This window comes from Bradyrhizobium sp. HKCCYLRH1030 (assembly GCF_051168395.1).
Lineage (GTDB): Bacteria > Pseudomonadota > Alphaproteobacteria > Rhizobiales > Xanthobacteraceae > Bradyrhizobium.
In genome coordinates this window covers 131,495-143,845 of the sequence record NZ_JBNPUY010000011.1, presented here as the reverse complement: position 1 = coordinate 143,845, position 12,351 = coordinate 131,495, and the positions used below count along the sequence as shown (strand labels likewise).

Annotated in this window: 12 protein-coding genes; 2 read left to right on the top strand and 10 right to left on the bottom strand. The window is 66.6% G+C overall.

Translation table 11 applies throughout. The features are described from left to right. Window positions 1–24: 24 nt before the first annotated feature. The 8 genes from ACQR1E_RS28125 to ACQR1E_RS28090 all read right to left on the bottom strand — a co-directional run bounded on the left by ACQR1E_RS28125 (window position 25) and on the right by ACQR1E_RS28090 (window position 8,948). Window positions 25–972 carry a carbohydrate kinase family protein gene (locus tag ACQR1E_RS28125; protein WP_315716335.1) on the bottom strand — a complete coding sequence of 316 codons (948 nt, stop codon included), beginning with the start codon at window positions 970–972 and terminating at the stop codon, window positions 25–27. Further along, entirely contained in the window at window positions 972–2,621 is a 1,650-nt protein-coding gene (locus ACQR1E_RS28120; RefSeq protein ID WP_315716336.1) for an FGGY-family carbohydrate kinase, read from the bottom strand. The genes ACQR1E_RS28125 and ACQR1E_RS28120 overlap by 1 nt, the downstream gene beginning before the upstream one ends. Before the next feature lie 31 nt (window positions 2,622–2,652). Then, window positions 2,653–3,426, bottom strand: a complete 774-nt coding sequence (locus ACQR1E_RS28115; RefSeq protein WP_315716337.1) for an SDR family NAD(P)-dependent oxidoreductase — start codon at window positions 3,424–3,426, stop codon at window positions 2,653–2,655. 47 nt (window positions 3,427–3,473) lie between these two features. Next, window positions 3,474–4,481, bottom strand: a complete 1,008-nt coding sequence (locus ACQR1E_RS28110) for an ABC transporter ATP-binding protein (RefSeq protein WP_315716338.1) — start codon at window positions 4,479–4,481, stop codon at window positions 3,474–3,476. A 14-nt stretch (window positions 4,482–4,495) separates the two neighbouring features. Beyond that, a complete protein-coding gene (locus ACQR1E_RS28105) occupies window positions 4,496–5,326 on the bottom strand; it encodes a carbohydrate ABC transporter permease (RefSeq protein WP_315716339.1) in 831 nt (276 codons plus the stop codon). 2 nt (window positions 5,327–5,328) lie between these two features. Then, a complete protein-coding gene (locus ACQR1E_RS28100) occupies window positions 5,329–6,201 on the bottom strand; it encodes a carbohydrate ABC transporter permease (protein WP_315716340.1) in 873 nt (290 codons plus the stop codon). Window positions 6,202–6,505: 304 nt separating this feature from the next. Further along, on the bottom strand, window positions 6,506–7,837 hold the full coding sequence (locus tag ACQR1E_RS28095) for an ABC transporter substrate-binding protein (RefSeq protein WP_315716341.1): 1,332 nt from the start codon (window positions 7,835–7,837) through the stop codon (window positions 6,506–6,508). 163 nt (window positions 7,838–8,000) lie between these two features. After that, window positions 8,001–8,948: a sugar-binding transcriptional regulator gene (locus tag ACQR1E_RS28090; protein ID WP_315716342.1), complete on the bottom strand. Its 948-nt coding sequence runs from the start codon at window positions 8,946–8,948 to the stop codon at window positions 8,001–8,003. 286 nt (window positions 8,949–9,234) lie between these two features. On the opposite strand from ACQR1E_RS28090, the gene ACQR1E_RS28085 reads away from it, so the two are divergent. Both ACQR1E_RS28085 and ACQR1E_RS28080 read left to right on the top strand, forming a co-directional pair. Next, window positions 9,235–9,570 (top strand): hypothetical protein, encoded by a 336-nt coding sequence (locus tag ACQR1E_RS28085; protein ID WP_315716343.1) that lies wholly within the window; start codon window positions 9,235–9,237, stop codon window positions 9,568–9,570. Window positions 9,571–9,686: 116 nt separating this feature from the next. Beyond that, window positions 9,687–10,097: a flagellar basal body rod protein FlgC gene (locus ACQR1E_RS28080; RefSeq protein ID WP_434897836.1), complete on the top strand. Its 411-nt coding sequence runs from the start codon at window positions 9,687–9,689 to the stop codon at window positions 10,095–10,097. A 27-nt stretch (window positions 10,098–10,124) separates the two neighbouring features. Here the strand turns inward: ACQR1E_RS28080 and ACQR1E_RS28075 are convergent, their stop codons facing one another. Beyond that, on the bottom strand, window positions 10,125–10,829 hold the full coding sequence (locus tag ACQR1E_RS28075) for a hypothetical protein (protein ID WP_434897835.1): 705 nt from the start codon (window positions 10,827–10,829) through the stop codon (window positions 10,125–10,127). A 134-nt stretch (window positions 10,830–10,963) separates the two neighbouring features. After that, on the bottom strand, window positions 10,964–11,716 hold the full coding sequence (gene aqpZ / locus ACQR1E_RS28070; protein WP_316202928.1) for an aquaporin Z: 753 nt from the start codon (window positions 11,714–11,716) through the stop codon (window positions 10,964–10,966). Between the last annotated feature and the right edge of the window lie 635 nt (window positions 11,717–12,351).

The window sequence follows — 12,351 nt, the reverse complement described above, 5'->3', positions numbered from 1 at the left end:
CAATGACGAGTGCAATGGGGAGCTTCAGCCCAGGCGATCCCAGGTTGCAGCCACGTCGTCCCAGCGCGGCGGGTCGGCGCCCTCGCGGGTGCAGGTGACGGCCGCACAGGCTGCGGCAAAGGCGAGCGCCTTGCGCATTTCGGTCTGGCTCAATCCTCTCAGGGCCTCCCGGTCGATGCGGCCGAGCTTGCGCAGCGCGAACAACAGCCCCGCCTGGAAGGAGTCGCCGGCGCCGATCGTATCGACCACCTCGATCGCGGGGACCGCGACCTCGACCGCGCCGGCCTGCGCATGCCAGCCGAGCGCCCCCTTGGGACCCCGCGTGACGACGATCAGGCTGGCGCCGCGCGCCAGCAGCGCGTCCGCCCGCGCAGCGTAGTCGTCGTGGCCATGCAGATAGTCGAAATCGACATCCGACATCTTGATCAGGTCGGCGCTCGCGGCGAACCCATCCATCTCAGCGCGGTAGCCAGCCTTATCAGTCACCAGATTCGGACGGCAGTTCGGGTCGAAGGAGATCGTCACCGCGCCCTGCGTGGCGGCGATCAGCGCACGGGTCTCCGCGGCACCGAGATCGTGGATCAACGTGGTCGATCCGACATGGATGGCGTCGATGTCTGCAAAGGCAATACTGCCCGGCCGGAACGTCCACTTCCGCGCGGCGGTCTCGGCGTCGTAGAAGGCATACTGCGCCTCGCTGCCGACATGGCGCACGAAAGCGAGCGTGGTCTGGTCCGGGCTGCGCGCGGCGTAGCCGAGGTCGACGTGCGAGCCTTGGGCATGCGCCGCGATCATGGTGCCGAACAGGTCGGTCGAGATGCCACCGACGAAGCCCGTGGGCGCGCCGAGCCGCGCCACGCCGACGGCGACGTTCAGGCAGGAGCCGCCGACCACTGGCCGCAAGGCATCGCGCCCGTCGGCCAATCTGGCCGGGACGAAATCGATCAACGCGTCGCCGCAGCTCAGGATCATCAGCGTGCCTCCTCATCGGCACCATGCATCACGGAACGGCTCTCGCGATCAAGCGCTCGCAGCAAGCCGTGGATGCGCCGCTTGCGGCGATGGAAGGCCGCGATGTTCGGATCGGTCGGGTCGCTGAGACGCCCGAGCGAGGACATCGAGGCCATCGTATCGCCGATCGAGCGGAAAGCGCCGCTGGCGACCGCGCCGAGCATGGCCGCACCGAGCAGCACCGGCTCCTGGGTGCCCGGCAGCGCCACCGTCAATCCCGTCGTATCGGCCATGATCTGGCGTACCAGCGGGCTGCGTGAGGCGCCACCCGCCATGACCAGCGTCCGGCTGGTAACGCCGTTGGCGGCGAAGGCATCGATGACGTCGGCAAGGCCATAGGCGAGCCCGCACAACCCGGCCATGAACAGCCGCTCCATCGCGGAGACATCGGCATCGAGATCAAGGCCGGCAATGACGGCGCGCGAGTCCGGATCGGCATAGGGCGAGCGGTTGCCGAGAAATTCCGGGAGAATGTGAAGATCTCGCGCCAGCAGCGCCGCGCTGCCGGCATTCGGCACCCGCGCCATGATCCGTTTTTCGAGCAGGGTGATCAGGTCGAGCCCTTCCGCGCGCGCCGCAGCGGTCGCCTCGGCCGCGGCCGGGTGCGAGCGCAGCAGATGATCGATCGCCGCCCCCGCGGCAGACTGGCCACCCTCGTTGAGCCAGAACCCAGGCACCATGCCCTGATAATACGGTCCCCACACGCCGGACACGAAGGACGGCACCCGCGTCGTCGCCATGATGCAGGCCGAAGTCCCCATGATGTAGGCGAGCCGGTCGCAGACATCGACCTCCCCGCCGTCAGCCGCGCGGCCACCGATGGCGCCGATGCCGCCGGCATGGGCATCGATCAGCGCGGCTCCGACCGGCGTACCCGCGACGAGCCCGAGTTGTTCGGCCGCGTCCTGCGACAGCCCACGGCCGAGCGGCGTACCGGGCGCGACGATCTCGGTGCCGATCCGCGCGTAATCCTCGCGGACGAAATCCTCCAGCCCGATACGGCGAAAAAAGGCCGCGCTCCAGCACGTCTCGTGCGCCAGATAATTCCATTTACAGGTGACCGTGCACATCGAGCGTGCCAGAGAGCCTGACGCACGCCAGGTGAGGAAGTCGGCGAGATCGAAGAAATGGCCGGCCGCATCGAAACTCTTGCGCAGATGCCGCTTCAGCCACAGCAGCTTCGGCATCTCCATTTCCGGCGAGATCGAGCCGCCGACATAGCGCAGCACCTCGTCTTCGGTGGCATTGATGTCGCGCGCCTCCGTCAGCGCGCGATGATCCATCCACACGATGACATTGCGGCTGGCGTCGCCGGAGCCGCTGACGGTGACCGGCGCGCCCTGGCGGTCCAGCACCACCAGCGAGCAGGTGGCATCGAAGCCGATCCCCTTGATCAGCTCCGGCGCGATCGCGGCCTCCGCTAGCGCGGCTTTGACCGACGCGCAGCACGCACGCCAGATGTCGTCGGACGACTGCTCGACGACATCACCGGCCTCGTGCCAAGTCTGGATCGGATGCCGCGCCGCGGCAAGCAGCCGGCCGTTGCCGTCAAAAATCCCGGCGCGCGTGCTGGTTGTGCCGACATCGACACCGATGAACGCCTGCCGCATGTTTCGCTCCCGTCAATTCTTTGACGCGAGCTTACCAGCAAGTGTAGCCGCCATCGACAACGACGACGCTGCCGGTCATCAAACTTGCGGCTTCCGAGGCCAGGAACAGCACCACCGAGGCGATCTCCTCGACCTGCCCCATCCGTGCCATCGGGGTTCCACCGATCCAGGCGTCGTACATCCGCGGATTGCTCTTCACGAAGGCGTTCAGCGGAGTCTCGATATAGGTCGGCGCGACCGCGTTGACGCGGATGCCCCGCGCGCCCCATTCGGCCGCCAGCGACTTGGTCAGATGGTGCACCGCAGCCTTGGACGCGTTGTAGAAGCACTGCTCCTGCGGCTTGTTGACGATGAAGCCGGACATCGAGCCGATGTTGACGATGGCGCCACTGTTGGCCGCCAGCATGTGCTTGCCGAAGGCGCGGCAGCACCAGAAGGTGCCGTTGAGATTGACGTCCAGCACGTTCAGCCAGTGCTCGTCGGTGACGGTCTCGGCCGGCGTCTCGCTGCGCGCGATGCCGGCATTGTTGACGAGGATGTCGATGCCGCCGTAGCGCGCGACCAGATCGTCGGCCACCTCGTTGACCTGAGCCGAGTTGGTGACGTCCATCAGCGCGGTCTCGGTGTCATAGCCCTTGGCCTTCATCGCCGCCTGCCCGTCCGCCGCCGCCTTGGCGTCGCGATCGGCGATCACGACATGCGCGCCCGCCTCCGCCAGCGCCTCGACGCAGGCCAGGCCAATGCCCTGCCCGCCGCCGGTGACCAACGCGGTCTTGCCGTTCAGTTTGAATTTTTCGAGATACATCGTCGTGGTCCGTTGTTGTCGTTGACGCCCGGAGGGGACGTCACCTCTCATGCGAAGATCGAATTGCCGCTCTCGTCGAAGCGGTAGATGCGGCTGGGCTCGGGCCGCAGCGTCACAGTGTCGCCGGCACCGAGTCGTTTCTCGCCGACGACGCGCACGGTGAGCGTCCCGAGCGCGCCGGCATCGACGTAGAGAAAGGTGTCGCTGCCGAGATGCTCGGCGATCACCACCTTGCCGGGCCAGCCCTCGCCGCCGTCGTCGACGACCGCGACATGCTCGGGCCGCACGCCGATCGTGGTCGCATGGTGTTTGTCCGCTTCCGCGCCGGTGATGAGGTTCATCTTCGGCGAGCCGATGAAGCTGGCGACGAACAGATTGGCGGGGCGCTGATAGAGCTCGATCGGCGAGCCATATTGCTCGATGCGGCCGGCGTTCAGCACCACGATCTTGTCGGCCATGGTCATGGCCTCGACCTGGTCGTGCGTCACGTAGATCGCGGTGGTGCCGAGCTGCTTCTGCAGCCGCGTCACCTCGAGCCGCATCTGCACGCGCAGCGCGGCATCGAGATTGGACAGCGGTTCGTCGAACAGGAACGCTTTGGGCTCGCGCACGATGGCGCGGCCGATCGCGACACGCTGGCGCTGGCCGCCGGACAGCTCGCGCGGCTTTCGATCGAGATAGGGCGTGAGGTTCAAGGTGGCCGCGGCCGCCTCGACCTTCTGGTTGATCTCGGCCTTGGGCAGCCCGGCCATCTTCAGGCCGAAGGCGATGTTGCCGCGCACGCTCATATGCGGATACAGCGCGTAGGACTGGAACACCATCGACAGGCCGCGCTTGGCCGGCGGCACATCGACGACATTGTTGCCGTCGATCAGGATCCGTCCGCCGGAGACGTCCTCGAGCCCCGCGATCAGCCGCAGCAGCGTGGTCTTGCCGCAACCGGAGGGGCCGACGAACACCACGAAGGCGCCGTCGGGAATGTCGAGATCGGCGCCCTTGATGATGTGGACCGGCCCGAACGATTTCTGCACACCTTCCAGCGTGATCCGTCCCATGGTCAGCCCTTTCGTTACTTCACTGCGCCGAAGGTCAGCCCGCGCACGAGCTGCTTCTGGCTGAACCAGCCGATGATCAGGATCGGCGCGATCGCGAGCGTGGAGGCCGCCGACAGCCGCGCCCAGAACAGGCCTTCCGGGCTCGAATAGGACGCGATGAAGGTCGTCAGCGGCGCCGCATTCAGGGTCGACAGGTTCAAGGTCCAGAACGCCTCGTTCCAGGCCAGGATCAGGTTCAGGAGAAGGGTCGAGGCCAGCCCCGGGATCGCCATCGGCGTCAGCACGTAGATCAGCTCGCGCCCGATCGTGGCGCCGTCCATCCGCGCTGCTTCCAGGATGTCCTTCGGGATCTCCTTGAAGTAGGTGAACAGCATCCAGATCACGATCGGCAAATTGCCGAGGCACAGGATGAAGACCAGCCCGGTGCGGGTGTCGAGCAGACCGAAGTTCTTGTAGATGAGATAGATCGGCACGAGCACGCCGACCGGCGGCATCATCTTGGTCGAGAGCATCCAGAGCAGGATGTCCTTGGTGCGCTTGGTCGGCGCAAACGCCATCGACCACGCCGCAGGGATCGCGATCAGCATCGCGATCAGGGTCGAACCGCCGGCGACGATCAGCGAGTTCAGCGCGTGGTGCAGATAGTCGCTGCGCTCCTGCACGGTGACGTAGTTCTCGGTGGTCCAGTGGAAGAACAGGAACGACGGCGGCGTCGCGAACGCCTCCAGCTCGGTCTTGAAGCTCGCCAGCACCATCCACAGGATCGGGAAGAAGATCACGAAGCCGGCGAGCCAGGCGGCTAGCGTCGCGATCGCGACATGACGTCCGGTGACCTTGCGCGCCATGGTCAGGCCTCCAGATTGCGGCCGACGATGCGGACCAGGAAGAAGGCGACGATGTTGGCGATGACCACCGCGACGAGGCCGCCGGCCGAGGCGGTGCCGACGTCGAACTGGATCAGCGCCTGAGAATAGACCAGGAAGGCGATATTGGTGGTCTGCAACCCCGGCCCGCCGCCGGTGGTGACGAAGATCTCGGCGAACACCGTGAGCAGGAAGATGGTCTCGATCAGGATCACCACCGTGATCGGGCGCGCCAGATGCGGCACGGTCAGATAGATGAAGCGCGACAGCGCGCCGGCGCCATCCATCTCGGCGGCCTCCTTCTGCTCCTCGTCGAGCGACTGCAGCGCGGTCAGCAGGATCAGGGTCGCGAACGGCAGCCACTGCCACGCGACGATGAAGATGACCGCGAGCAGCGGCGCGTCGGTGAACCAGTCGATCGGCGTCAGCCCCAGCGAGGTCGCGATCCAGGCGAACAGGCCGGACACCGGGTGCATCAGCAGGTTCTTCCAGACCAGCGCACTGACCGTCGGCATCACGAAGAACGGCGCGATCACCATCAGACGGATGATGTTGCGGCCGATCACGGGCTGGTCGAGCAGGATCGCGAGGGGAATGCCGAGACCGATGGTCAGCAGCAGCACCGAGCCGACCAGCACCAGCGTATTCCGCAGCGAGGCGAGGAAGGCGGGATCGGTGAGGAAGTAGGTGAAGTTCTCGAAGCCGACGAAGCTCTCCGAGCCGGGATCGAGCAGGCTGTAATGCAAGGTCGAGAAATAGACCGTCAGCGCCAGCGGCACGATCATCCAGATGAACAGCAGGATGACCGCCGGCGACAGCAGCGCGCGGGCGAGGAGTTGCGTCTGTCTGGTGGCCATTGCCGCTGTCCATTTGCTCGATGAACACTGCCGTCATTGCGAGCGACGCGAAGCAATCCACAATCACGGGGGGACTCTGGATTGCTTCGTCGCCTTCGGCTCCTCGCAATGACCACGCCGCCGTGAGAATAAAAGCCTCGGGCTCGGTGCACCTCGCCCCGCCTGCGGGGAGAGGGAGCGCACCGTCGTCCGGGCGAGAGCTCGAACAACGTTGGAGAGAAAAAGCGGCCATCCCTGTGGGGAGGGATGGCCGCCAGTGATCAGCTCGGGAGGAGTTTCGTGTCGAGCTGATAACTTTACGCGCCTATTTGATGTAGCCGGCGCGCTTCATCTCGCGTTCGGTGGAGGACTGTGCCGCCGCGAGCGCCGCATCGACGGTCATTGAGCCGGCCAGTGCCGCCGAGAACTGCTGCCCCACCGCGGTGCCGATGCCCTGGAATTCAGGAATCGCAGCGTATTGCACGCCGACGTAAGGCACCGGCTTGACCGTCGGCTTGTTCGGATCGGCGGCATCGATCGAGGCCAGGGTCAGCTTGGCGAACGGCGCGACCTTCAGGTACTCCTCGTTCTTGTAAAGCGAGGTGCGCGTGCCCGGCGGCACGTTGGCCCAGCCATCCTTCGACGCGACGAGCTTCAGATAGTCCTTGCTGGTCGCCCAGGCGATGAACTTCTCCGCCGCCTCGACCTTCTGCGAGCCGGCGGGCACCGCGAGGCTCCACGCCCACAGCCAGTTGGCGTTCTTGCCGAGGCCGGTGTTCGGCGCCAGCGCGAAGCCGACCTTGTCGGCGACCTTCGACTCCTTCGGGTTGGTCACGAACGAGGCCGCCACGGTCGCGTCGATCCACATCGCGCATTTGCCGGAGTTGAACAGCGCGAGGTTCTCGTTGAAGCCGTTCGAACTGGCGCCGGGAGGGCCTGCCTCCTTCATCAGCTCGACATACGTCGTCAGCGTCTTCTTCCATTCCGGCGTGTTGAACTGCGGCTGCCATTTCTCGTCGAACCAGCGCGCGCCGAACGAATTCGACATCGCGGTCAGGAACGCCATGTTCTCGCCCCAGCCGGCCTTTCCGCGCAGGCAGATGCCGTACACGCCGCCCTGCTTGTCGGTGAGCTTCTTGGCGGCGTCGACGACGAAGTCCCAGGTCGGGCTCTCCGGCATCTTCAGCCCGGCCTTGTCGAACAGGTCGGTGCGGTACATCACGAACGAGCTCTCGCCGTAGAACGGCGCTGCATAGAGCTTGCCGTCGACCGATACCGCGTCCTTGATCTTGGGCAGGATGTCGCCCGCGTCATAGTCGGCGCCGAGCTTGTCGAGCGGCACCAGCCAGTTCTTCTTGGCCCAGATCGGCACCTCATAGGTGCCGATGGTGAGGATGTCGAACTGGCCGCCCTTGGTGGCGATGTCCGTCGTCACGCGCTGGCGCAGCACGTTCTCTTCCAGCGTCACCCATTTCACGGAGATGTCGGGGTTGGCCTTGGTGAACTCGCTGGTAAGGCCCTGCATCCGGATCATGTCACCGTTGTTGACGGTGGCGATCGTCAGACTCGTCTCCGCCAGTGCGGGCGCATGTGTCAGCAGCGTGGCGGCGCCCAGCAGGGCGGCAAGCGTGCTCGTCCGAGTGAAGATGGTCTTCACGGTCTCCTCCCATTCCCGCGGTTATTGAATATATGCTCACGGGCTGAGCTGATGTTCACAACACTGATCGGGCTTTGTCAAGCATGCGCCGGCGCCCACAGGTTGTGCGACGCGACAGGGATCCGACCTTTGATAGAACAATGCGCAGCAGCGCCGCGGGCATTCACGCCAGGATGGCGCGCGCCGTGGCCTCGTCGGTGATCAGGCCGTTGATGAGCCGCCCGGTCAGCGCGGCGCGGATGGCCGGGATCTTCGCCGGTCCCAGCGCCGCCGCGATCGTCATCGCGCGGGCCGGCACCTCGGGCGGAATGCTGGTGAGCCTGCGGTTGGTGCCGCCGGCGATCACCCTTCCGTTGGCGTCATAGGCCCACCCGGTGATCTCGCCGATGGCCCCGAGCCGCATCATCTCGGTGAGCTCGTCGCGGGTGACGAAGCCGTCGACATGCATCTGCGCCTTCTGGTCCATCTGGCCGATGCCGACCAGCTTGAGGTCGGCCTTGTCGGCGACCGCCTTGACCTTGGCGATGGCATCGAGCCGGACCATGCGGTCGCGCTCGTCCTCGGTGCCCATCAGGAACGGCAGCGGCATCGGATAGTGCCGCGCGCCGGTGCGGTCGGCGAGCCGGCCGACGGTGTCGAAGAAGCTGGCGGAGCCGTCGGCCAGGATGTTGCCGACCAGCGAGACGATCTGGTGCTCGGGCCGGTCGACCGGCGAGACGCGCTCGACGGCGGCGCGCACCGCCCGGCCCGTGCCGAGCGCGATGATGACCGGCGTCTCGGCGCGCAGCGTCGTCTCCAGCAGGTTGGCGCAACGTTCGGCGATCCCCGCCGCGCCGGCCGGCGCGGCCGGATCGGTCGGGACCACCTCGCAGTGCACAAGCGCGAAGCGCTCCTTGAGCTGCGCGGCCAGCGCCATGCACGAGGCGATCGGATGCTCGAGCCGGAACGTGATCAGCCGCTCGGCGAGGCACAGCGACACCAGCCGCTGCGCCGAGGCGCGCGACACCTGCAGCATCCGGGCGATCTCGTCCTGGGTATGGCCCGCGATGAAGTACAGCCAGCCGGCGCGAGCGGCATCGTCGAGCCGTGATTTGTCGCTGTCGCCCGCCATGACGCCGAGCCGGCCTCCCTTTCAGAACACGTCTTCCCGGCCGAGCGCGGCCCGACGCTGATCGGCCTGCACTATGCCACGGCGCTCACGGCGCCGGGAACCGAGGCGCGCCACCATCCCCAGGAGGAACGCGGCAGGGTCATCCAGACGAGATCATATGCTCTGATCGTGGGCAATAGCCCAATCTCGGCAGGTTGCGCCCAGCGTCGCGGAACCTCGCTCGGCGCACGACGGCTGCGCATCCCCGAGGGATGCGGCGGCTCGGCCGGCCGCTTAGCTCGGAAGCATGGCCCTCCCCTCTCTCGTCCGCCCCCACCGCGCCGCTCCGGTGTTCGTCTGCCGCAATTGCCTGAAGCGCAGCGATGACCCCAAAGCATTGAACAAGGCCTTGAAGAAGGCCCTCAAGCACGCGCTGGAATCCCACGACAGCCCCGGCAGCCGCGCAGGCGAGAAGCCCGCCCGCGTCATCGCGACGAGCTGCTTCGGCCTCTGCCCGAAGCGGGCGGTCGTGGTCACCGGCGGCGTCCACGCGGCACGCGGCGAATATGTGCTCGTCTCGGCAGCCGGGGATGTGCCCAGCGCCTTGGCGCTGCTGCGCGACGATCCAGACCGGCCGCGTTGAGTTCGTGATGGTGAACAAAACCTTGAGCCGGACGCTCGAGTCTCATCGGCGGTCTTGACACTTGCTTGGTGCGCCGCGGGCTTAGCTGGCGCGTCACGTCATCAGCAAGCGCCGCCATGAGTCCCACCGCCACCATCGCCGTCTCCGGCATGCAAGCCGCCTCGCGCCGGCTCGAGGTGTCCGCCTCGAACGTCGCCAATGCCAGGAGCACGGGCGCGCTGCCCAATGCCGACGGCACGCTGCCGGCCGGCGCGCCGAAGGCCTACGACCCGCTCGAGCTGGTGCAGAGCAACGTCGCCGGCGGCGGCACGCAGACGACCATCACGCGTTCGAGCTCGGGTACGTCCGCGAGCTACGATCCCACCGCGCCGTTCGCCAACAAGGATGGCCTCGTCGCCGCGCCCAATGTCGATCTCGCGCAGGAGATGATCAGCCAGCTCGTCGCCAAATACAGCTTCGCCGCGAACGCGAAAGTGCTGAAGGCGAGCGACGAGATGAGCCGCACCGTGATCGACATGAAGGTGTGAGCGCGACCCGTCTCCGGACAGGATCGCTCAGGCGATGGCTTCACCGGGTTCAGCCAGCACCTGCGGCTCCACCAGCAGCCCCTGCCGCTCATAGCGCCCGCGCGTCCGGCTGAAGCGCACCACGACCGCATGGCGTTTGCTCTTCGCCTTGGCCCGCCGCGACAGCAGCGCGTTGCCGGCGGGCAGAAACACGAGATCGCCGAGACCGACGCATGAGAGACACGCCGGACCGCCATCCTCCATCATGAGGAAATCGCCGGTCCCGCCGCAGCGATGACAGCTCCAGCCGTCCCGCGCCGGCACGATCGCCACCAGCTCCGGCGCCCGGCTCGCCTTCGCTGCCACACGCTCGCGCTTCTTCTCGGAGAGCGCCGGCGAGACCCAATGCGTCCGGAACAGCTCTTCAAGTTGCGGATCATTGCTGCGGCTGAACCGCAGCGGCTGCCGGCTTGGCGTCTGTGCGACATAGGCGGTCTCGCTCGGGCTCAGCCCCTTGGCGAGCGCCCAGGCACGAACATGCGTCATCGCCTCCCTGATGCGCGGGAGACCGGAGCGTGTGACCTCCTCCAGCGACCCAACCTGCCCACGCCGCCACTGCTCCAGCAGCGACGCATCGAGCCAGCCGAGGCCACAGAACAGGTCGGCGACGCTGACGTAATGCTGGTCGGCCAGCAGCGCCTCGGCCGCCCTGGCGACCCGATCGGACAGCGGCTCGTTGTTCCTCCGGCTCATCACGACACCTGCAAGATCGTGCACGCTGACAAGGCGCGCATTATCCAACAGAGCCGGCGGCGATCAAGAGCGGCGCGACCGCGGCATCGGCCACGCCGTGACGCGACCCGATCCAACCGCGTGAGGAGATCTTCCTAGGCGCTTTTCGCGACCGCGCCCTGCCCCGTCCGCTCGCCGGTCACCTCGCCGGCCGGCTCCGGGCTCAGCCAACGATAGATGAAGCCGCCGGCCGCGCCGCCGAGCAGCGGCGCCACCCAGAACAGCCAGAGCTGCGCCAGCGCCCAGCCGCCGACGAACAGCGCCGGCCCGGTGCTGCGCGCCGGGTTCACCGAGGTGTTGGTGACGTGGATGCTGATCAGGTGAATGAGCGTCAGCGCAAGCCCGATCGCCAGCGGCGCAAATCCGGCCGGCGCCTTGCCATGGGTCGCGCCCATGATCACGAACAGGAACATCATCGTCAGCACGACCTCGCTGAGCAGGCAGGCCCCGAGCCCATATCTGCCGGGCGAATGCTCCGCATAGCCATTGGCGGCAAAGCCGCTCGCCGTGCTGAAGTCCGGCGCCCCGCTGGCGATCGCATACAGCACGGCCGCGCCAACGATGGCGCCGACCACCTGCGCGATGATGTAGGGCACGATCAAGCTGGTCGGGAACCGCCCGCCGCACGCCAGCCCCACCGTCACGGCCGGGTTGAGATGGCAGCCCGAGATGTGCCCGATCGCATAGGCCATGGTCACCACGGTGAGCCCGAACGCCAGCGCCACGCCGAGCATGCCGATCCCGACATCCGGCACGCCGGCCGCGATCACCGCACTGCCGCAACCGCCGAACGTGAGCCAGAACGTCCCGATCGCCTCCGCCACGAGCTTGTTGTTGTTGCCGTTCATCATCGCCTCCCTGGGTGCGTGTGATTGGCTGGAGCCTGCCTCTCCCGTCAATGGAGAAGATGATCACTTCGACAACCTGGAGTCAAAGGCGGATTCGCGGTCGGCCGTGGGATGCCTGAGACTTTGAGTCAGAAAGAGTCCGACCGTTCGTAGTTCGTAGGGCGGATGAGCGAAGCGTCATCCGCCAGCTTACGCTGCTTGCCAACAGTCGTCGGCGCTCATTCCTGGCGGAAGCTCGTTCCTGCCGTGAACCAGCTTGATCGGCGAGGGGTTGCTCATCGAGCTTGCGGCCGACGGTCCAGGCCGACATCGATGATCCCGCATAGCGGATGACGCTCCGCTCATCCGCCACGTGCTATCGATTCTGCCGACACGCCGGCGAGAGCATCGGCACGTTCGCCCACGGCCAATTGTGCCAGCGCCCATCTTCGCCGACGCAAGCGGAGGATGTCGGAGGCGGGTTCGTTGTCGCATCCGCGGATGCGTCAAGCGCGGCAAACCGGTGGTCGACATAGGTCGTGGACACGTACCCCGCGACGGTCACCACCAGAACGACCGCAAATCCCTTGGCTGAGTCACTCCAGCGCATGTCATCACCTCGCGTGTTCGGCGTGCCAGGACCACATGGGAATACT

Excerpts from the sequence above, each read along its gene's own strand:
- ACQR1E_RS28075 (WP_434897835.1), bottom strand. The coding sequence starts at position 10,829 with ATGAGCCGGAGGAACAACGAGCCGCTGTCCGATCGGGTCGCCAGGGCG.
- ACQR1E_RS28080 (WP_434897836.1), top strand. The coding sequence starts at position 9,687 with ATGAGTCCCACCGCCACCATCGCCGTCTCCGGCATGCAAGCCGCCTCG.
- ACQR1E_RS28100 (WP_315716340.1), bottom strand. The coding sequence starts at position 6,201 with ATGGCCACCAGACAGACGCAACTCCTCGCCCGCGCGCTGCTGTCGCCG.
- ACQR1E_RS28105 (WP_315716339.1), bottom strand. The coding sequence starts at position 5,326 with ATGGCGCGCAAGGTCACCGGACGTCATGTCGCGATCGCGACGCTAGCC.
- ACQR1E_RS28120 (WP_315716336.1), bottom strand. The coding sequence starts at position 2,621 with ATGCGGCAGGCGTTCATCGGTGTCGATGTCGGCACAACCAGCACGCGC.
- aqpZ (WP_316202928.1), bottom strand. The coding sequence starts at position 11,716 with ATGAACGGCAACAACAACAAGCTCGTGGCGGAGGCGATCGGGACGTTC.
- ACQR1E_RS28085 (WP_315716343.1), top strand. The coding sequence starts at position 9,235 with ATGGCCCTCCCCTCTCTCGTCCGCCCCCACCGCGCCGCTCCGGTGTTC.
- ACQR1E_RS28090 (WP_315716342.1), bottom strand. The coding sequence starts at position 8,948 with ATGGCGGGCGACAGCGACAAATCACGGCTCGACGATGCCGCTCGCGCC.
- ACQR1E_RS28115 (WP_315716337.1), bottom strand. The coding sequence starts at position 3,426 with ATGTATCTCGAAAAATTCAAACTGAACGGCAAGACCGCGTTGGTCACC.
- ACQR1E_RS28125 (WP_315716335.1), bottom strand. The coding sequence starts at position 972 with ATGATCCTGAGCTGCGGCGACGCGTTGATCGATTTCGTCCCGGCCAGA.
- ACQR1E_RS28110 (WP_315716338.1), bottom strand. The coding sequence starts at position 4,481 with ATGGGACGGATCACGCTGGAAGGTGTGCAGAAATCGTTCGGGCCGGTC.